The sequence below is a fragment of the Leeia aquatica genome (assembly GCF_012641365.1).
Lineage (GTDB): Bacteria > Pseudomonadota > Gammaproteobacteria > Burkholderiales > Leeiaceae > Leeia > Leeia aquatica.
The window spans coordinates 1-18,601 of sequence record NZ_JABAIM010000006.1 but is presented as its reverse complement, the minus strand read 5'-3'; the positions used below and the strand labels follow the sequence as shown (position 1 = coordinate 18,601).

At 58.0% G+C, this 18,601-nt stretch carries 14 protein-coding genes, 1 pseudogene and 1 CRISPR repeat array; of the genes and pseudogenes, 7 read left to right on the top strand and 8 right to left on the bottom strand.

Annotated elements, in window-relative coordinates; all coding sequences use genetic code 11:
- The 5 genes and pseudogenes from HF682_RS17565 to HF682_RS17545 form a co-directional block, all read left to right on the top strand.
- A pseudogene (locus HF682_RS17565) lies at positions 1-716 on the top strand (hypothetical protein); the annotation flags it as partial.
- Positions 716-964 carry a hypothetical protein gene (locus HF682_RS17560; RefSeq protein WP_168878654.1) on the top strand — a complete coding sequence of 83 codons (249 nt, stop codon included), beginning with the start codon at positions 716-718 and terminating at the stop codon, positions 962-964. The pseudogene HF682_RS17565 and the gene HF682_RS17560, both read left to right, overlap by 1 nt.
- Positions 965-1,057: 93 nt before the next feature.
- On the top strand, positions 1,058-1,411 hold the full coding sequence (gene cdiI / locus HF682_RS17555) for a ribonuclease toxin immunity protein CdiI (protein WP_168878653.1): 354 nt from the start codon (positions 1,058-1,060) through the stop codon (positions 1,409-1,411).
- A 141-nt stretch (positions 1,412-1,552) separates the two neighbouring features.
- Positions 1,553-1,846 carry a barstar family protein gene (locus HF682_RS17550; protein WP_168878652.1) on the top strand — a complete coding sequence of 98 codons (294 nt, stop codon included), beginning with the start codon at positions 1,553-1,555 and terminating at the stop codon, positions 1,844-1,846.
- A 139-nt stretch (positions 1,847-1,985) separates the two neighbouring features.
- The gene (locus HF682_RS17545) at positions 1,986-2,372 is read left to right on the top strand and encodes a hypothetical protein (RefSeq protein ID WP_168878651.1); all 387 of its coding nucleotides are present in this window, start codon (positions 1,986-1,988) and stop codon (positions 2,370-2,372) included.
- A gap of 431 nt (positions 2,373-2,803) precedes the next feature.
- Here HF682_RS17545 and HF682_RS17540 read toward each other — a convergent pair whose 3' ends face one another.
- Both HF682_RS17540 and HF682_RS17535 read right to left on the bottom strand, forming a co-directional pair.
- Positions 2,804-3,307, bottom strand: coding sequence for a hypothetical protein (locus tag HF682_RS17540; protein ID WP_168878650.1), 504 nt, complete (start codon positions 3,305-3,307; stop codon positions 2,804-2,806).
- Between the two features lie 130 nt (positions 3,308-3,437).
- The gene (locus HF682_RS17535) at positions 3,438-3,983 is read right to left on the bottom strand and encodes a hypothetical protein (RefSeq protein ID WP_168878649.1); all 546 of its coding nucleotides are present in this window, start codon (positions 3,981-3,983) and stop codon (positions 3,438-3,440) included.
- 75 nt (positions 3,984-4,058) lie between these two features.
- Between HF682_RS17535 and HF682_RS17530 the strand changes: the two genes are divergently transcribed.
- Together HF682_RS17530 and HF682_RS17525 are read left to right on the top strand one after the other, a co-directional pair.
- Positions 4,059-4,301, top strand: a complete 243-nt coding sequence (locus HF682_RS17530; RefSeq protein WP_168878648.1) for a helix-turn-helix domain-containing protein — start codon at positions 4,059-4,061, stop codon at positions 4,299-4,301.
- Positions 4,302-4,509: 208 nt separating this feature from the next.
- Positions 4,510-4,728 (top strand): hypothetical protein, encoded by a 219-nt coding sequence (locus tag HF682_RS17525; protein WP_205882158.1) that lies wholly within the window; start codon positions 4,510-4,512, stop codon positions 4,726-4,728.
- A gap of 192 nt (positions 4,729-4,920) precedes the next feature.
- Positions 4,921-9,452: a CRISPR direct-repeat array (repeat unit 28 nt; unit sequence TTTCTGAGCTGCCTGTCCGGCAGTGAAC).
- A 158-nt stretch (positions 9,453-9,610) separates the two neighbouring features.
- Here the strand turns inward: HF682_RS17525 and cas6f are convergent.
- From cas6f to cas1f, 6 genes are all read right to left on the bottom strand, one after another.
- On the bottom strand, positions 9,611-10,198 hold the full coding sequence (gene cas6f, locus HF682_RS17520; RefSeq protein WP_168878647.1) for a type I-F CRISPR-associated endoribonuclease Cas6/Csy4: 588 nt from the start codon (positions 10,196-10,198) through the stop codon (positions 9,611-9,613).
- Positions 10,199-10,201: 3 nt separating this feature from the next.
- Positions 10,202-11,224 (bottom strand): type I-F CRISPR-associated protein Csy3, encoded by a 1,023-nt coding sequence (csy3, locus tag HF682_RS17515; protein ID WP_168878646.1) that lies wholly within the window; start codon positions 11,222-11,224, stop codon positions 10,202-10,204.
- Positions 11,221-12,216, bottom strand: coding sequence for a type I-F CRISPR-associated protein Csy2 (csy2, locus tag HF682_RS17510; protein WP_168878645.1), 996 nt, complete (start codon positions 12,214-12,216; stop codon positions 11,221-11,223). Before csy2 ends, csy3 begins: the two co-directional genes overlap by 4 nt.
- Positions 12,203-13,606: a type I-F CRISPR-associated protein Csy1 gene (csy1, locus tag HF682_RS17505; protein ID WP_240947342.1), complete on the bottom strand. Its 1,404-nt coding sequence runs from the start codon at positions 13,604-13,606 to the stop codon at positions 12,203-12,205. The genes csy2 and csy1 overlap by 14 nt, the downstream gene beginning before the upstream one ends.
- A 442-nt stretch (positions 13,607-14,048) precedes the next feature.
- Positions 14,049-17,408, bottom strand: coding sequence for a type I-F CRISPR-associated helicase Cas3f (cas3f, locus tag HF682_RS17500; protein ID WP_168878643.1), 3,360 nt, complete (start codon positions 17,406-17,408; stop codon positions 14,049-14,051).
- Positions 17,405-18,379, bottom strand: coding sequence for a type I-F CRISPR-associated endonuclease Cas1f (gene cas1f, locus HF682_RS17495; RefSeq protein WP_168878642.1), 975 nt, complete (start codon positions 18,377-18,379; stop codon positions 17,405-17,407). Before cas1f ends, cas3f begins: the two co-directional genes overlap by 4 nt.
- Between the last annotated feature and the right edge of the window lie 222 nt (positions 18,380-18,601).

The window sequence follows — 18,601 nt, the reverse complement described above, 5'->3', positions numbered from 1 at the left end:
AGTTGAAACTCCCGGATGGCAGCATTGCCCCCAAGGGCACCATCTTGATTAGGAAAGACCAGCATCTTGGCGTAGTCTATGAAAGTGGTGTCGAGAAGATCATCACCGCCAATCTGGCAAGTGGTACGGGTGAACCGGTTCAGCTACCCGTGCCGGCTGGTTCACCAAAGTATGCGCAAAGCGCGAGTATTAGGACAGGAACGACTGTCCAGCTAACTCAAGATATTGTTACCCCCAGTGGGCATGTCATTCCTAAAGGGAGTGTGGTAACGCAGGTAGACAACACCCTGCGGGTGACTTTACCGGATGGCGCCAAGGTAACGGCGAACTATCAGAAGGTGATGACGGCCCCTCCCCGATTGGTAGAGATCCCAAAAGGGGAGGCAGCGCTTACTCAGGAGGCACAAGCGCTTCTTCAGGCTGCCAAATCGCCATTTAAGGGGCAGCCGCTTACTAATGCGGGTCGTGCAACAACCAAACACCCCGAGTACTTTGGATTTCCTGACACTACAACACTACGTGCTACCTACCGAACAGATAAGCAATTGAATGAGCTAGCAAGCAAAGCATTGGACGAAATTTTGGCTAATGGCATAAGCTCAACTGGAGCTGGAGGACGCTATCCAAATGGATGGGTAACATATACTCTGCCAGATGGCCGAGCCGCAAGTTGGCATGCGTCCGGGGAGTTTATTGGATTTAGAGGGAAGATTTAATGAAAACAAAGAAATTAGTTTTTGAGAAGATAGGCGATATTGATGCTGCCTATCCTTATATTTGTGTTTATGATGATATAGATAGGGATAACCCTTTCATGGAGATTGCGGTCAATGACGATAAGCAATTGCAATACACTCTCTACGCTGGTGATAGAAACGTTGTGTTGGATATGAATGATTGGGTGGAGTTGCAAAGTGTCGCATTGGCGTTTCTGCCAAAGGTATTGGCGGATAATGTAGATTAATTCCCTATGCAGAGTATTTTGTTTTTCACCTATACATCCAAATGATCATTAGAGGATTCCATCCAGACTAAAGGTGGCGTGCGTGGTTGTGGCATGAGGCAAGATTTATTTGAATTGATCGGTTCGGCAAATGATCATTTTCATTTGGCTAAAGGTTTCTTGAATGATGTATACCGTGCGGGAGATTTTGTTGCGGATATAAAAAAGATTTATTCAGGTGTTTCTATGGTGATTAATGAACAGTATTGCTTATTTCCTGACTGGGATGAGTTCGACCCAGAATTTCATTTTGAAGGTGTAAAGCTTGGAATAAGTTGTCTTGAAAAGGAAATTATTCTGACAGAGCAGGAGTTCAAAGTGATCGTAAGAGATGCATGCCGTCGGTACCTCCTGCTCCATCCTGAAGATCGAGAATATCTGAGCGAGATGCTTGCTGAACAGGCATGAGATACGTTTCACTGAGCAAAGGTAATGGAAAATTGCCAGAAACCAAGCAAATTGGAGCATGGTTGCTTTGTTAAAACGATAGCTTAATTTGCATTGCTACTGATTGCTGTGAAAGAAATTTATTAATATAAGCGTATTGGAATGATTGTTGAAATTGATGGTGAACATATTACTTCAGATGTGAATTTTCATAGGGCTATATCAAAAGCATTTGACCTTTCTTCTTATTATGGAAATAACCTTGATGCTTTATGGGATGCTTTAAGCACTGATATTGAAAGGCCTGTGTTGTTGATATGGAATAATTCTTCTATTTCAAAAAATGCGATGCCTGCCGATTTTGATAGAATTATTAAAGTATTGCGAAGGGTGGAGTTCCAGGATGCGCAGTGGAATCTGCCTGAGGAAGAACGGTTTATATTAAAATTAAATTGATTAGACATTTTTGTCCTACATGTGTTTTGCGGGTAATCGTCTGACAGCTGCTCGCTCATGAGAAAGTTGTACGTCGCAAGCTCAGCTCACTCGAGATCACTCATGATGAACACAAGCATTAATTATGCTGAGGTGATGCGTGGGAGCTATTGTTATTATTGGATCGGTAGATTTAGATAACCCTATAGACATAGAATGCCGAACTTCGTTTTTGCATAAAAGCTATTGGGGGGCATTTTCCGATATGCTAGATGAAGTTCTTCTGCCAGATTTTGTAAAAGTCCATAAATCAATTAAGTCAGAGGGGTGGGATTTTCTTTGGCATCTGGTTTTTTCTGAGTTGCCAAGGGAAGAGTTCAACTTGGTTATTCGCCTTATCAAGGCGCATGTTACTTCCTCCCCTCCATGGCACCATCGAGACTATGTGCTGGATGAAGAAAACTATAAGAAAATGGCATTTGATGTGTGGACGGATGAAATTGAACCAAAAATGATGAAAGACCCTCGTTACGAGCCAGCGGCTTGAGGTCCCCCTCTCGCCCGTGATACCGACATCCGCACCGAAGGCGCCAAGCTGCAGGCCAAGGGCATCGAGCTCGCAGCCGCCGTCAACTCGGCCAACGTCCACAGGCGTCTGGCGGCAATGGAGGGCAGCCCCCTCTTTTGGAGGACGACCGCTAACCCCATCTAGATCATGGTCAATGCCAAAAAAGAATGCGAAAGCATGAACTGATCTTTCGCATTCCTTACTTCATCTTCGCATTTAATCCTGATCGCTCACCACTTGTGAAATACACAAGTAAATGAGATTTTTCAGGCAGATTATAGCTTTTTCATACACAAGTACATGAGACAAACAATACAAGATCGTGAGACTAATTTTTATCGCGATCTTGTGTGTAAAGGAATGCCCTGCAACGAGCTGGGGCTTGTCCAGAACTACGCGTGAACTGAACGTTACCTCATCCGATAGCACATGATCGTGCCTGGGCCAAGGGTTTCATTCATGTAAAAGACGCCCGTTTCACGCCCGTTGCGTACCAATGCCCAACGAGCATCCTTCGGCATGTTCACGCCCGCATTAATCTGTGTAGCCCCTTCCCTCACCCAGTCTGCAACCTGGTTTCCAGTGAGATAAAAGATGGTCGCATCGCTACCCTCCTGTATGTCACGTGCAATACGGTTGAGCTGAAGTCCGTTGCCAAGTGCCAGCGTCGGTCGCAGGACATACTCACCAAAGAAAGGATCACCTTGGGTGGCTACCTTGCCACGCTGAAATTTAACTCCGCTAGCCTTGAGGGCCTTCTGTACCTCTTGGGATGAAAAATCGCAGGCGGCAAAAGCAGCTTGTATCGTTTTTGGGGGTGGATACGTTGTGGTGCTTGCCGATGCTGAGAGACATGGCATGGACGCGAAGTACGCACCTGCAAGCATGAGAGAGATCAAGGCTGGTTGACGCAATGGAAACTCCTGTGTGGTGGGGAAAATGAGGAGGTGTCGACCCAGGGATGTGAAGAGGTCGCAAATCGGAGGTTCTGGGGCATACGGACTGGAAACGATCAGCGATCAGCGATCAGCGATCTGGCTCGGCTCATCGCCTCTGCAAGATGACGGTCAGACGGCTATATGCAAGGTCAGCCGCTGCCTTGTCATTCAGGAAAGGAACCAGCAGCTCCGGCTGTTCCAGATCGTCAATGATCAGCCTGATTCGGTAAGTGCGTGTACGGTCACGAGTGCGGGTGATGAACTCGGCCCGGATAAGCTGACGGAAATCGATCAACCTGGTGCGAGTTCCGCTGCTGGCAGCCAGAAGCAGTTTCTGCTGGGTGGGCTCTATCAGTACCATCTGCTCATCAAACAGACCAAAGCTCATTCCGGCTGAAAACGCCATCCCATGCTGGCTATTGGCACGAGCAATAAATGCCGCCTGCAACTGCCGTTCCACCCGCATCAGTTTCTTCAAGTTGAAGAAGCTTAGCCCCGCCAATGCAGCAAATATGGCCGATAGAATCAGTAGCTGGCTGCTGAGCAACGATGCCAGCAGGAACAGGATCGCCAGCAGCGCACACCCGGGGAGCGCAAGGGCCAGCAACATGATCTGACCGCGGCCAGGTGCAAGAGGTGCAGACTTGGTCATGGGGTACTCAGGATATAAGGTCAAATCAAATTATCCTTATTTGGGATAATTTGCAATGGGTGGTGCTATCCACCCATGAAATCCATCCACGACGAGCGCTATAAGCAACTGGTGAAGCAGCTGATCTCCGCCAGGGTTGCCGCTGGGGTCACCCAGACCGTATTGTCAGCCCGTTTGGGCAAGCCGCAGTCGTATGTTGCCAAAGTCGAAAACCTGGAACGCCGACTTGATATTGTGGAGTTGGTGGACTGGCTGGCCGCCGTGCCGATGCAGCTGGAGGATTTTCTGTTGGCCCTGCCTTGGGTCAAACTGGCATGAGCATTGAGGCTCATACCCTCTTGCGGTGGCCCTCCCTGTAGCCCTCTGCTGCGCCGTTTCTGGCAACGATCAAGTTTGGCAAAGGCCGAACCGGGGAAGCGAGGGTGGGATGCCGTTTCGCCAAGCCATCACCCCTGTGGTTGGCAAGTGTGGGTATTCCCGAGCTTCTCGTTTGATCATACCCCCCAGTCTGGGTCATCATTACGCTATGAACATCGCAGCCAACACTTTTGTCATTGGTGACCTCCCCCAGCTCCGCCTGATCGCATGGAACCGCAACCCCCATGATGTGATCACCGGTGAGGAGGTGTTCGACCTCTACGAACGGAACTGGCGCTTCGTTGACGAAGCCACCCTGACACCCCATGAGCGCGCAGTGCTTGATCGGCTGATACGTGAATACGGCCATGGCATCTTGCATGCTTGATGAGACCGTCGACTGCATTCGAGCATCATGCTGATGCGTCTCATTGAGCTCGAATAGATGGCTCAGATCATGAACCATGCTCCAATATGGCATGCTGAACCTCAGGCATGCGTAGCAATTCGCATCCAATGGTGTCCTCTTGGTGATTTCCCTTTCTGCGCAACACATTGATCCTGTACTGAGAAACCGAGCGTTCAGAGCTGCCTGTCCGGCAGTGAACTGGGCAGTCGCTGAGTACCGGCCGCCCCTCCGTTTCTGAGCTGCCTGTCCGGCAGTGAACTACGCAGTAGGGCTGCGCCAGGCACGCCAGCATTTCTGAGCTGCCTGTCCGGCAGTGAACCCACTGGGGCTGGACGGCATCTATTTCCTGATTTTCTGAGCTGCCTGTCCGGCAGTGAACGGCCTCAAGCGCGGCCTGCTGCTCTGCCGGGGATTTCTGAGCTGCCTGTCCGGCAGTGAACCCGATAGCGCAGGCCCGCACTTACTCAGGGAATTTCTGAGCTGCCTGTCCGGCAGTGAACACCAGATTGCGCGGCAAGGATGTGCGGTATTTTTTCTGAGCTGCCTGTCCGGCAGTGAACAAAGGTTGGGCTCAGCATGTCCACCGCAGAACTTTCTGAGCTGCCTGTCCGGCAGTGAACGGGTTCAAATCCCGCCACGCCCACCAATAACATTTCTGAGCTGCCTGTCCGGCAGTGAACGATGCGCTTGTCAAAAATGGTGAGCCCTACGTTTTCTGAGCTGCCTGTCCGGCAGTGAACCGACCATGACGCGATCAGCCCCCCCTTGCCAGTTTCTGAGCTGCCTGTCCGGCAGTGAACATTCAACGAAAGCTCATGCAATGGGTACGCGATTTCTGAGCTGCCTGTCCGGCAGTGAACACACACTCCAGCGGTAGTCCCAGCCGTCAGTCTTTCTGAGCTGCCTGTCCGGCAGTGAACGAGCGGGCCGAGGTTCAGCGGGATGTCTTGCATTTCTGAGCAGCCTGTCCGGCAGTGAACGCAATGGCCGCATCGGTTGCGGCGTTGGCTTTTTTCTGAGCTGCCTGTCCGGCAGTGAACTTTGCTGGCTTTTTAACGTGGCCTTCATGTCATTTCTGAGCTGCCTGTCCGGCAGTGAACGTAGCGTGTTTTTGCCGAGAGTGAGCTGGCTTTTTCTGAGCTGCCTGTCCGGCAGTGAACGGGATGATCCGGCAAGCGGATAAGGGTTTTACTTTCTGAGCTGCCTGTCCGGCAGTGAACGCGCTCGGCAGTGCTCGCCACGGTTTGCTGCTTTTCTGAGCTGCCTGTCCGGCAGTGAACCGCCAGCTCGCGGGAAATCCAGAGGCGGATAATTTCTGAGCTGCCTGTCCGGCAGTGAACGTATCTGTTGCAGTTGAGCGAACGTTCCCACTTTTCTGAGCTGCCTGTCCGGCAGTGAACTGTCTGCGCTGCCGGGTTGGCAGACCCTTCCGTTTCTGAGCTGCCTGTCCGGCAGTGAACGGCCCCCTGCCCCGCTGCCGGGTCCGGCGTCGTTTCTGAGCTGCTTGTCCGGCAGTGAACCTGAACGGCCTTGTCGTGCATGAGCAGACCAATTTCTGAGCTGCCTGTCCGGCAGTGAACCCGCGTTGCGCAAAATCGTGACCGGTCAGTAATTTCTGAGCTGCCTGTCCGGCAGTGAACACCGCCCCTGTTGTTGTTTGAACGTGTGGAACTTTCTGAGCTGCCTGTCCGGCAGTGAACCGCAGCAACAGTAAAAAGAATTCGGCCCGCTGATTTCTGAGCTGCCTGTCCGGCAGTGAACATGCAGCCGATCAAACAGGTTTACACCGTGCATTTCTGAGCTGCCTGTCCGGCAGTGAACGACAACGCCAAAGCCTCTGATGCCGTCCTAAATTTCTGAGCTGCCTGTCCGGCAGTGAACCCGGCGCCGGGGAAAACCTGTCAGCTCCTCAATTTCTGAGCTGCCTGTCCGGCAGTGAACATGTTCCCGCTCAGGATTTGCGTTTGCCCATATTTCTGAGCTGCCTGTCCGGCAGCGAACATTACGTCGGCATCGCAGTCTGCTTTGCGCTCTTTCTGAGCTGCCTGTCCGGCAGCGAACGCGTGAGTGTAGCGCCCAGTCGATCAGCTTCTTTTCTGAGCTGCCTGTCCGGCAGTGAACTGGTACGAAAGCGAATATCCTGATGTCGTGGTTTTCTGAGCTGCCTGTCCGGCAGTGAACTGGCCGTTAACGACGCGTGAGTCATGGAAATATTTCTGAGCTGCCTGTCCGGCAGTGAACACGCCGAGGGCGTCCAGGCCCGCGTAGATGTTTTTCTGAGCTGCCTGTCCGGCAGTGAACTTGCTCCGACTACTTCCGGGGCAGCTCCGTAGTTTCTGAGCTGCCTGTCCGGCAGTGAACCTTTCCAGTGTGACACGCGCAATCGTAAGCGTTTTCTGAGCTGCCTGTCCGGCAGTGAACGGGGAGGAACTGAAAGGGATATAGGCCCTATCTTTCTGAGCTGCCTGTCCGGCAGTGAACAACGGCATTATTCACCCGGACATGCGCGACCCTTTCTGAGCTGCCTGTCCGGCAGTGAACCCAGACGAGACCACTAACGGCCTCATCGTGTTTTTCTGAGCTGCCTGTCCGGCAGTGAACACGTACAAAAGGACATCCTCAAAGAGCTTAAATTTCTGAGCTGCCTGTCCGGCAGTGAACATTTCCACCGCGTAGGCTGTCAGCCAGTTGTTTTTCTGAGCTGCCTGTCCGGCAGTGAACTCAGGCGATTATCTGCATGCAATGCACAGTCATTTCTGAGCTGCCTGTCCGGCAGTGAACGGCATCAGCGCCTACTGCAGCTGCAAGGCAGATTTCTGAGCTGCCTGTCCGGCAGTGAACCGGATTGGCGGCAACCTTGGCAGTATTGGGGCTTTCTGAGCTGCCTGTCCGGCAGTGAACATCCCACCTGCCCCGCCGCCTGCTCCGCTGCCTTTCTGAGCTGCCTGTCCGGCAGTGAACCCAGCCCGCCGACTATCAGCGTTTTCCGGCTATTTCTGAGCTGCCTGTCCGGCAGTGAACGTTTCAGGCCCGCGACGCGGCACAGCGCTACATTTTCTGAGCTGCCTGTCCGGCAGTGAACTCGAAGTAGCCATTTTGGGCTATCTCGATGCATTTCTGAGCTGCCTGTCCGGCAGTGAACCCGGATACCTCCATCCCTTGACTACCCGTCAATTTCTGAGCTGCCTGTCCGGCAGTGAACTTTCGGTATCTCCAAATAAAAACGGCCCCGAATTTCTGAGCTGCCTGTCCGGCAGTGAACGGAAGCGTTGTCCGAGCCTGCGCCGCCTGCAATTTCTGAGCTGCCTGTCCGGCAGTGAACTGGTGCGGGGCATGTTGTCCCGGCCTCCCGACATTTCTGAGCTGCCTGTCCGGCAGTGAACGCCGGTCTCTTGGGTTGATTTCAGGGGTGCGTTTTCTGAGCTGCCTGTCCGGCAGTGAACGTTCCAGTTCATGCCAGCCACGGCCCGCGAATTTTCTGAGCTGCCTGTCCGGCAGTGAACATGGCGTCAATCATTTGGCAGCGCCCCCGGTTTTTCTGAGCTGCCTGTCCGGCAGTGAACGAATAGCGTCGCCGTCGCATGCCGGAATGCCTTTTCTGAGCTGCCTGTCCGGCAGTGAACACCCGGCAGCTGGCAGACATCATGCCGGAGCTTTTCTGAGCTGCCTGTCCGGCAGTGAACTTCCCGCACGCTATGTATTACCGCCCCGTTCATTTCTGAGCTGCCTGTCCGGCAGTGAACTCTGCCAGATTGCCCGCCTTGGTAAAGTCGATTTTCTGAGCTGCCTGTCCGGCAGTGAACGCGCCGTAGTGAAGGACGGTGAAAAGCGCGTATTTCTGAGCTGCCTGTCCGGCAGTGAACAACGAGTCGTCTTGAAGCCACCATCGCCAGACTTTCTGAGCTGCCTGTCCGGCAGTGAACGCCTACGTCAAAATAGCCGTCTGAACTGCTGATTTCTGAGCTGCCTGTCCGGCAGTGAACTGCATCATCTCGCTTCCTCTCTCATCCATTCTTTTCTGAGCTGCCTGTCCGGCAGTGAACGCGTGGTACGCCTACGTAGACAAGTACACGAATTTCTGAGCTGCCTGTCCGGCAGTGAACTCGCTCAAGCCAAAGCTGGCCGTGTATCTGAATTTCTGAGCTGCCTGTCCGGCAGTGAACCCATCAATGCCCCGAGGAAATTCTGCTCAGCATTTCTGAGCTGCCTGTCCGGCAGTGAACCGGTTACGCACCGGTGGATGTTGTTGTAATGATTTCTGAGCTGCCTGTCCGGCAGTGAACGCCCGCACCATGCGGATGCTGGTGATGATCCATTTCTGAGCTGCCTGTCCGGCAGTGAACGTGTGCAAGAACGTTGACGGCCATACCACCCATTTCTGAGCTGCCTGTCCGGCAGTGAACTGAGCCTGCGCGTCAACGGGCTCGATTTTTCGTTTCTGAGCTGCCTGTCCGGCAGTGAACTGGGCGCAATCACTGTTGCCTGTGCGGTCACCTTTCTGAGCTGCCTGTCCGGCAGTGAACGTGGCTCCGGCGATTGCGGCCATGGGCGATGATTTCTGAGCTGCCTGTCCGGCAGTGAACCCGGCAGTGGCCACCGCCCGCGCCCGCAAACTTTTCTGAGCTGCCTGTCCGGCAGTGAACGCATTTCTGCTGCTTGGTATGGGTCTTGACGATTTCTGAGCTGCCTGTCCGGCAGTGAACTAGAAGTCTACCAGGCTGTAGCCCTTGTGGGGAGAGGGTTTGCCTGGCTTGGGCTGCGTTTGCCCCTTCTTTGAGCGGGTTGCGTAAGTATCTGATTTTTAAGGAGCAGGCGACCAGCCTTTAAAAAGGGTACGGCCCGTTGCGGGCCGCGGGGATGGTCAGAACGCGGGCAGGGTGGCGGTGGGGCTCAGGCCGTAGCTATTGAATATGCCACTGGCTGCCTGGGGGGCTGCGTGCTGCGTGATGAACAGGCAAAAGCGCTGGCCGGTGCTTTGGCTGTTCAGGGTCAGGTAGGGTAAATCCAGCCTTTGTGCACGGTGGTCCGGTATGCGCTGCCGGGCTTCCGCCTCACTGATGCCTTTGCGCCGCATCAGGCGATCTCGCTCGCGGGTTGGGCTGCTTCTGGCCTGCTTGCGTTGCACGCGCAGGTAGCTGGCACCAGGTGGTACGGGCTGTATGGTGCCAAGCGCTAGGTGATCCCGCATGCCGTGCAGCCAGTTGCTGGCCATCAGGGCTTCGAGCGCGGCGTCGCTGCCGTGCAGGCGGAGCTGGGTGCCCAGGCTGGGCGGCTGTGCTTTTCCCTCTGCATTGCGGTGGGCCAGCGCGTAGCCGGGGAAGCTGGCGCCGATGTCGCTGCGCTGCTGCTCTGCCAGCGTGCGGTGCAGTTTGGCATACAGGGCATTGAAGAGTAGTGGCGCGGCAAACTCCGGGTCCGGCAGGATGCGGATGTCCAGATAGTGGTTCATGGTCTAGCCCGCCTCGCCAAACACACCACCCCGGATCAGCGTCGCCAGCACAAAGTGCTGCTGTTCTACCGCTGGGGCAATGTCTTTCAGCACCCAGTTGTCCAGCAGGGTGTAGAAGTCCAGCTTTTGTTTGGGCTGGCGGTAGGCCTTGCCCTGGGTGGTGACTGAGCCGTAGGGCTCGATGGCAATGGGACCGTTGGTAGCGGCTTCGCCATACCAAGTGTCGATGGTGCGCAGGGCGTTGCCGATTTTCTGGGAGTGGATGGCGGCAATTTTTTGGTCGTGTTGTTGCACGTAATACAAGGTTTTGCTTTTGTCACCCCGGCCCCGATCCAGAATCAGCTCCTGGCTGGGGAACACTTCTTGCCCGGCCCCGATGCGGACAAAGGCGGTGACCTGCAGCAGCAGGTGCTGGCTGCCACTGAGGCCCGCAGCCATCCGCTGGCCCAGTTCGTCCACCGGGCCGCTGGTGTTCAGCTCGCGCAAGTTCAGGGCCAGGGCGTCGAAGGTCCAGCTTTGCACCGCCTTGCCATCTTGCAGCTGGGCGACATGTACTTCGGCCTGTTCAGCGCCCATGCGGTTACGCCACAGGAAGCGGCCATTGGCCAGGTTGGCGGCATAGCGGCGGGCCAGCTCAGCAAAGCCATGCGCCTCACGGTAACTGGCGACGGTACTCAGCAGCTTGGCACGGTAATCGGCATTATTGCAGGCGGAGGGTTCGCCGACGCCGGCCAGCACGCGCAGGGTGAAGCGGACTTTCAGGGTGTCGGCATCGTGCGGCAGGGTGGCGACGTCTACCCTTTGCAGGTTGGGGTTTTCAATGGCGGCGTCCAGCTTGGCTGGGTCTTGATCTTTGGCTTTCAGGCGGTTGGAGATGGTGCCGCGCACCGATTTGTCACGCACGCTGACAGGCTGCCACTGCTCGCTGTGTTCACGCTCGGCCCAGTTGCCGGCAAAGAACAAGGCGTCGGAAGGGTCCAGCTTGCGCTCGAAGGCGAGTACGGATGCGGTTTCCAAAGTGCTCATGCGGTGACTCCCAAGGGGGTTGGTTCGGTCAAAGAAGGGGCTTGATAATCGTTGTGGCAGCGGTATACCCCGTTTTCCGGGTGGTAGCCGGGGTACCACAGCAGCTGGCGGTAGTCGCGCAGCCGGTGCGGGCTGAGCCACTCGCCCAGCGAGTACAGGCTTTCGACAAAGCGGACCGGGGTGTGCGGGTCGCGGCAGCGGGCTACCGTACCGGCTTCGTAAAGCGGGGTGAGGGCACCGTAGCCCACCGGCAGCGGCACAATCCAGCCCCTGCCCGCGCTGCGGCTGTGCTGCCATTCGGTTTTGCCAGCATCATCCGTTACCGGGGTGTGGTTGATACGGCACTGGCCCAGCCAGGCGTCCAGCACGGTGGCGGTGGCATCTTGCTCGCGCAGGGTGGTGTGGTGTTGCAGCAGCAGGTCATCCCGGCTGACCAGCGCATAGCCGGGCAGCAGGTAGCGGCACAGGCGGCGGAATTGCTGGCTGCGCACATCGGCATCCTCATCCAGACGGATCAAGCGTGGCTGCAGGCGGCTGTGACCGGGCAACACGCTGCCCCCGGCGATACGCAGGGTCTGCAGGGTGCGGCTGGCTTGCTGCGCCAGCTCGTCCAGCTCGGCATCGCTGGCGGCCCGGCGCTGCGTGTTCAGCTGCAGGCCGAACAGCAGCGAGAGCTGCAGGTGGATGCGGCCTTCTTCCACAATGGCTGCAGTACTGCCATCCTTGCCGACCGGGTTGCGCGTGAGGTTGAAGCGCTGCACGTAGTCGCCATTGGTCTGCGCCTGATAGCCATGGCTGACGATACCGACGGCGACGAAACTCAGGCCACTGTCCGCCCCCAGCTTGCGTTGCAGCGCGGTCATCAGCCCGGTGAAATGGGTGGGGCCGGGGTGGCCCCAACTGTGCGGGCCGCTGATGGCGTTGGCGTTTTGTACCGAGAGCTGCGGGATATGCAGCAGGGCGTCGATCTCGGGCAGTTCAGGGCGATTCATGCGATACCTCTTGAGTGCGGGCGGCGGGCAACAGACGGTGATCCACTGCGCGGCGCTTGTGGTCCCAATCCCCCAGCAAGGCAACATCGTGCGCCAGCTCGCGCCGCCAGTGGTTGAACTCGACTTCGCCCAGCGCCAGCTGGTGCTTGCTCAAGCGCTCGGCCCCCAGCCGGGTGTTGAGCCAGTGGGCAAAGCGCTCGGCCAGCTGTGCGGGCCAGTCTTGCCACTGGAAGGCACGGTTGAACTCCTCGTCGTCTTCGGCGCGGTAGGGGTCCAGCCAGCATTGCTCTTCGATGGGCAGCGTACAATCCGGATGGGCGGTCCAGCCCTTGGGCAAGCCATTGCTAAAGCCCGCGCCGAATTGCAGCAGCTCGGTAAAGAGCTCACCCAGCCAGGCATCCCGCCGGTTCCGGATGTGCATATTGTTGGCTTCGGGTTTGAGCTTGCCCAGGTAATCGCGCAGCTCATCCAGCAGACCGCGCACATGCGGCTGGCTACCAAAGCGCACAAACAGGCTGGCTACGCCATATAGCGGGCGGGTGGCCTTGCTGTTCCACTGTGGTGGCAGCGCGGCCAGCAGATAGTTACTGCCTTTGCGTTCGCTATTGAGCTGGGAGATATTCTGTGGCTTGGTGCCGCCTTTCTTCTCCTCGGCCAGCTGGGGGTATTCGTGGTAGCCGTGTGGATGGGCGGCACCGTCACGGCGTGCTTGTCGCGCGGCCTTGGTCGCTTCGCCAAAGCGGTCTGCCTGAATCTGCTCGTACAGCCAGTGCGACAGCGCGCTGGAATTTAGAATCGACAGCAGGTGGAAGTGGCTGTCATCGTGCGCGTCGGGCGGGTAGGCATCCGGCGACACCGGCCAGTAGATTTGTTTGGCCAGCGCATGACAGATGAGGTCGCTAGCCGGTTCGGCAATGCTGCAAAAGGCGTCGCGCCAGGCGGTGGCCTGTTCGGCATCGTCACTCAGCGCGGCCAGCAAGTCGGCATCGCCTGCTTGCAGCAGGCTGAGCAGGCTTTGGCCGGCGTGACTCAATTTGAGGAATTTGTAGACATCCAGCGCCGCAGCATTACCGACCACATCGCTGACCAAGGTGGGCAGCGCATGGCTGCCAACTTCCTGCCGTGGCGGCAAACTGGAGGGCGGGATAAACAGGCTGCTGCCGCGCGCATCCGGGTGGCTGGCTTTCAGCGGATGGGTGACCAGCTGCAGCTGGGTGACCCGCCGTGCGGCATCGGCCAGCCAGGCTTGCGGCTGATATTGCGCGATCAGGGCCTCCCGTTTGGGATCGTCCGCCGCCAGTGCGCCCAGCTTGTCTGCCAGGCGAAGCTGCAGGAACTGCTGTATCTCTGACCGGAGCGACTGCGCTCGCGGCGATAGCGGGTCAAGCAATTTGATACTCCCTGTGCAGGTGATTGGTGTAGAATCACCCTGCAAATCCTGTGGCATGCAGGGTGATTCTGTCCACGATCATGGCTGGGTAGCCATCAAGCTCTTCTGATCATGTGATAGCCAATCACACTCATATCCTCCTGCTGCAGCACCATATGCAGCTTTGGTTATGCGGGCCGCTAAGCCTGTCGCACGGGTTGCACCTGAGTGGGATGGCAGTCCCGCTCACTCACAAAAAAATTAACCTGCTTACTAAAGGAGGTTGGTTTTGAGTTTACGCCTAATCTTGGTGGGCTGCAACAATTGGACTATGATCCACTGTACTGCCGGACAGGCAGCTCAGAAATGCTTGCTAAATAACTGATGCATATAGTGGGCACTCACTGCCGGACAGGCAGCTCACACAGCCAACCCACGGGTTGGCTGTGTGCCTTTTGTGGCCTCAATCTCGTTTGCGGCAGAAGCCTAGTGCCGGATGGAAAGACCAGCCGAGATTGAGGTTGCTACTGACCCGCAGGGTGAAGGTGCCGTAGCGGTAGGCGCAGTCGGTCTCGCTGATGTCCCGTTCGCTGGCAAGGGTGGCCAGCTCGTCCAAATAGCTTTCGTTACCCCAGGGGCGGATGCCTTGCCCGCTGAACAGCTGGGCATCCGGCAGCCGGTGCAGCAGCTGGTTGTTCTGCTGCAAGTACACCTCGCCCCTTCTCTCACCTGCCATCAGCCGAAGCAGGGTGATACCGCCGTCTTCAGCGGGCAGCAGCACCATGTCCCATTCTTCACCATGGCTTTGGCGGAAGGGCTGCTTCCGCTGCAGGCTACCGTGCAGCATGGCATGAGGCCATTGCCAGCAACTGGCGGCGCAAAGCTGCCACTCTTCGGGTTCGCCACGACGGCGGGAGGGGCGCCGGGTCTGGTTGAGGTCGGCGTGCAGGCGGGCGTGCTCCAGGTCTACCAGACTGCGGGTGGGCTGTAGCTCGGGGCGGGCCAGTAGCCGGGGGCGGGCGTCCAGATGGTGGTACTCCTCTTCCTGCAGCAGTGCCGCCAGATCAAAGCTATCCAGTGGAAAGCGGCCATTCTCGAATCCGGGGTGGCAATAGGCGGGCTGGCCGCCGAGTTTGACCGGTTTGCCACCAAGCCAGGCCGTCAGGTTTTGCTGCAGGATCAGCAGGTTCTGCTGCGGGTAAGGTGCGGGCCAGTGTCGCCTCACACGGCCAGCCAGCTGGATCAGCGAGCGCATGGAGGAGGGCTCGGCGATGGCCCAGTTGTAACAGTGGTCGCGCCCGACTTCGCTGACCGGCGATGACAGCACGATGAACAGATGATCCGTGGCTGGATCCGCATCCAGGCGGCGGCGGATGTCCGGCAGGGCGAACAGGGCTTGCGGATCATGGCGGGTGAGCGCTGCATCCAGCCTTCGTTCGATGGCGGAGCGCAACAGCAGCGGGTATTGCGAGTGGTAGACGCACAGGTGAACGCGGGTGTTGTCCGCCGCATCTTGCGCATACAGGGCTTGTGCCAGCGGGTAGAGCTTGTCGATGTGCGCCAGGCGGATCAGGCCAATGCTGACGCGCTTGCCGCTGTGCGGGTCGCAGTCGTGGTTGGTCTGGTGTAGCTGCATGGCACTGCTGAGCAGCAATTGGGCCAGGGGTGGGTACAGTGCTTGCGCGTTGCCGGGCAGGCCGGTCAGTGGCAACAGGGCAGCGGTACGGCGTGGCGCTTGCTGCGCCAGCCAGGTGCTGCGGGTGTGGGCAAAAGCCTGATGTTGCTGCTGGAAGTGTGTACTGTCGGCGCAGCGGGCGGCCTCACGGTGGTGTTCGTCGACCCACATGCAGCAGATTTCCAGCGGCAAGCCGGGCTCGCCGCGATGTTGCTGGTACTGGCTGCGCCCAGCCAGATAGGCCTCGAACAGGCACTGGATGAGTGCAGGCGGCAACGTGGCGGATGACAGCAGCACCCGGCTACCGAGCAAGCCCGCCCAGTACACCAGCCGGGTTAGTGCTGGCAGGTCTTCCACCGAAAAGTCGTCTGGCTCGTCCAGTACCAGATCCGAGCTCAGCAGGCGCAGCATGGGGGCGATTTGCCGCCCTCCACGCGTACTTTCGGTGGCTGGCGTGAGGTGGTCGATGGTGCAGACCAGCAAGGGGGCCGCCAGCAGGCGGTGCAGGCGAGGGTCGTGACTGAGCCGGGTCAGCAGCGGGTGATCCGGATTGCCTTCGTAGAGGATGGCACTGCCTTCATCCAGCAGCGATTCACTGGAGGCCGAGCCGGTGGCTTCTGCGGCAGCTTCTGCCAGCGCGGCCTGATGTTCGTACAACTCGCGGCTGGCGGCACCGCCCACCCGGACGGCGAGCTGGTCTTCATCCAGGTTCAGCTGTGTGCGGAAGGCTTGGCCGGTTTGCAGGGTCAGCGTACGCAAGCCCAGCGCAAAGGCGCAACGAAATCCGCTGTCGGACCGTGCCAGTGCATACATGATGCGGGCGTTGGCCAGCGTTTTGCCGCAGCCGGTGGAGGCCATGTTGACGATGAAGGCGCCGTGGGTGGCGGCCTGTTCACGCAGACTGGTGGCCAGATCAAAGGCTTTGTCCTGCCAGGCGAAGCGGGCGTCCGCGCTGCGTTTCTGCAGGCGGAGATGGCGGCCCAGCGTGGGCAGGCCACGTGCGAGGTCAGGCAGGGCTCGGGCGGCTGTAAGGGCGTGCCGGGCCACTCCGGTGAGATGCTCGGGCAGGGTTTGATTGAACCGGCGTTGGTCGTCGCCTTTCAGGGTGTTGGCAAAGGCGATGCGGGGCGCGGTGCCGGGTTGCCAGCTCTGTTTGACGGTTTGGCTGGAGAAGTGATGATCGGCCAGCATCAGCAGCAGGCGCGCCAGATGCATGGGATAGGCCTGGTCCAGCCAGGTCGTGGCCGAGACGGATACTTGGCGCGCGGCCAGTTGTCGGGCCAGATCGGCCACCCTTTCGCGCCATAATGTGTCGTCGCAAGACAGCCCATAGGGGAAATGCCAGTACGACTCGGTTTCTTTGCGGCTGGCAGGGGTCAGCGGCTGGTTCCAGCTGCTGTCGAGTTTGCTGAGGCCGTTGGCGAGCAGGCTGGCGGTGAGCGTGGTGTCCGCACTGACGGGCAGGCGGTGGTGGGTGAGAACCAGCCAGCCGATGGCGGCAGCCAGCGGCGGCAGGGCGCCGTCGGCAAAGGGGGCGCTGTCCTGGGCGGCCGCATCGAGACCATCGCGTAGCTGGGTGTGTTTCAAGCGGCTCTCCCAAAAAGCCGTCGTCATCTGCGCTGGGTCTTGCAGCCGAGCCAGCCAGCTTGCGTCGTTATCAGATCCGACAAAGGCCTGGACCAGGCGCAGCGATACCCATTCATGCCGATAAAGATTGGGCGCCCCCGGCCCCTTGTCGCGCAGGCGTGACTGGAACGCTGCACAGGCTTTGCCCAGATCATGAAACAGGGCGGCCAGCCCGGCCAGCAGGCGGATGTCTTCTCCGCTGAGCCAGTCGTTTTCATCGGCGCTACGCAGGATATCCTGCTGGCTGGTGTTGGTTGGCACGCTGCCTTCGGCATTGAAACGGCTGGCATCGCCGACAATCCACAGTAACTCACTGTGGTCTCGGCCTCGCAACCAATGGCAGGCCACGGCGGTGTTTTTGCGTGCGGTCTTGCGCAGCAGTTTGCGCAGGGTATCCAGCCCGGCCTGGGTAATCGGCGTCTGCCAGACCCGCTCGCCGCGCCGCTCGGCAAACTGGTCAAGAATGCGGCGGGATTCGGTGAGGGCGCGCTTGTCACATTGCGATACCAGCATCACGTTCATGCGGCGCTGCCCTGCACTTCGGCGATGGTTTTCAGCAGCTCAATCATGTCATCCAGCGCTTCGCGCCGGGTCAACTGGCTGATGCAGTGCTGGCGAAAGGTTTGTTCATCCTCGCCGCGCATGGCACTGATAAAGGCCTGGGGCAGGATGAGTGCATCCTTGATCAGGTCTGCTGCATCAAAGACCAAGCCCCCACGCCGGGTCTTGCCATGCAAAATGGCGAGCCCGTGTGGCAAGCCCACTACCCAGGTGGCGGTAGCCGCGAGCCCATAAGCAAGGTAATTGCCATGATCCAGGAAGCGGTTTGCCGGGTCTGCGCCGCTGCCCCGCTTGGCGCGGGTGAAGTCACCATACTGTGTGGCCTGAGCCGCCAGCCGGAACAGTTGCTTGGACAGGCGCGCCTCTGCTGCCAGCAGGCTGGCATGATCGGCTGCATTGAGGATGTCTTCTTCAGCGGCCTGCAGCTGGGCTTCCAGCAGGGTGGTGTCGAGCTTGAACCCGGTCTCCTCCCGCTTGCGGTTGTCGCCCCAGCATTCACGGATGCGCAAGAGCCGGGCCTGCTGTAACTGCTTGGCAGCGGCGAGCCTTTTTTGCTCATCAAACCAGAACCGGACCCAACACTGCAGGTATTCGGTGGGCCGGTACTCGGACTGAGGAGATTGCCAGGCGATGTCCAGCTCGCGGTCCCCCGCCGTAAACAAGGGCGTACCACCCCCACCGCAAAAGCCTACCATCACCCCCGCTTTGGCCAGTTCGCGCATGGCGGCTTGTGTGATCGACGTGCCAGTACCCAGCAGCACGGTCGTGGTGTTGGCGATGGGGATATTCCAGTAGAGCGAGTGCTTGCCTTGTTCCGTAACATACTCAACACGGCCACCGTTGACCAGGACGCGGCAATGCTCAAGGTAGTAAAGGTTGGCGCGTCTGGAGTGAAGAATGGTCTTGAGGTCAGAAGGTGCAAGCTCTGGCATAAGGGGTCCGAGCGTTTAGGCCATGAAAGAGCGTCAGCATAGCACTGCACATGCGGCTGATGCGGGCCAGGGTCTAGAGTGGTGCGCGGCTGCAAGGCGTGTTGCATGTGAGCGGTGACATGGGCCCACATCTCGCCTACGTACGCCGCATGGCCCCATGCGATGCCTGCCCATTGGCGGGCAGCCGCTTGCCTGCGGCACCCTGTACCAAAGTGCAATGTT

Bases quoted from the DNA above. Each gene is read 5' to 3' on its own strand.
- HF682_RS17530 (WP_168878648.1), top strand. From the start codon at position 4,059: ATGAAATCCATCCACGACGAGCGCTATAAGCAACTGGTGAAGCAGCTG.
- HF682_RS17535 (WP_168878649.1), bottom strand. From the start codon at position 3,983: ATGACCAAGTCTGCACCTCTTGCACCTGGCCGCGGTCAGATCATGTTG.
- cdiI (WP_168878653.1), top strand. From the start codon at position 1,058: ATGAGGCAAGATTTATTTGAATTGATCGGTTCGGCAAATGATCATTTT.
- HF682_RS17560 (WP_168878654.1), top strand. From the start codon at position 716: ATGAAAACAAAGAAATTAGTTTTTGAGAAGATAGGCGATATTGATGCT.
- cas6f (WP_168878647.1), bottom strand. From the start codon at position 10,198: ATGAACCACTATCTGGACATCCGCATCCTGCCGGACCCGGAGTTTGCC.
- HF682_RS17525 (WP_205882158.1), top strand. From the start codon at position 4,510: ATGAACATCGCAGCCAACACTTTTGTCATTGGTGACCTCCCCCAGCTC.
- cas1f (WP_168878642.1), bottom strand. From the start codon at position 18,379: ATGCCAGAGCTTGCACCTTCTGACCTCAAGACCATTCTTCACTCCAGA.
- csy3 (WP_168878646.1), bottom strand. From the start codon at position 11,224: ATGAGCACTTTGGAAACCGCATCCGTACTCGCCTTCGAGCGCAAGCTG.
- cas3f (WP_168878643.1), bottom strand. From the start codon at position 17,408: ATGAACGTGATGCTGGTATCGCAATGTGACAAGCGCGCCCTCACCGAA.
- HF682_RS17550 (WP_168878652.1), top strand. From the start codon at position 1,553: ATGATTGTTGAAATTGATGGTGAACATATTACTTCAGATGTGAATTTT.
- csy2 (WP_168878645.1), bottom strand. From the start codon at position 12,216: ATGAATCGCCCTGAACTGCCCGAGATCGACGCCCTGCTGCATATCCCG.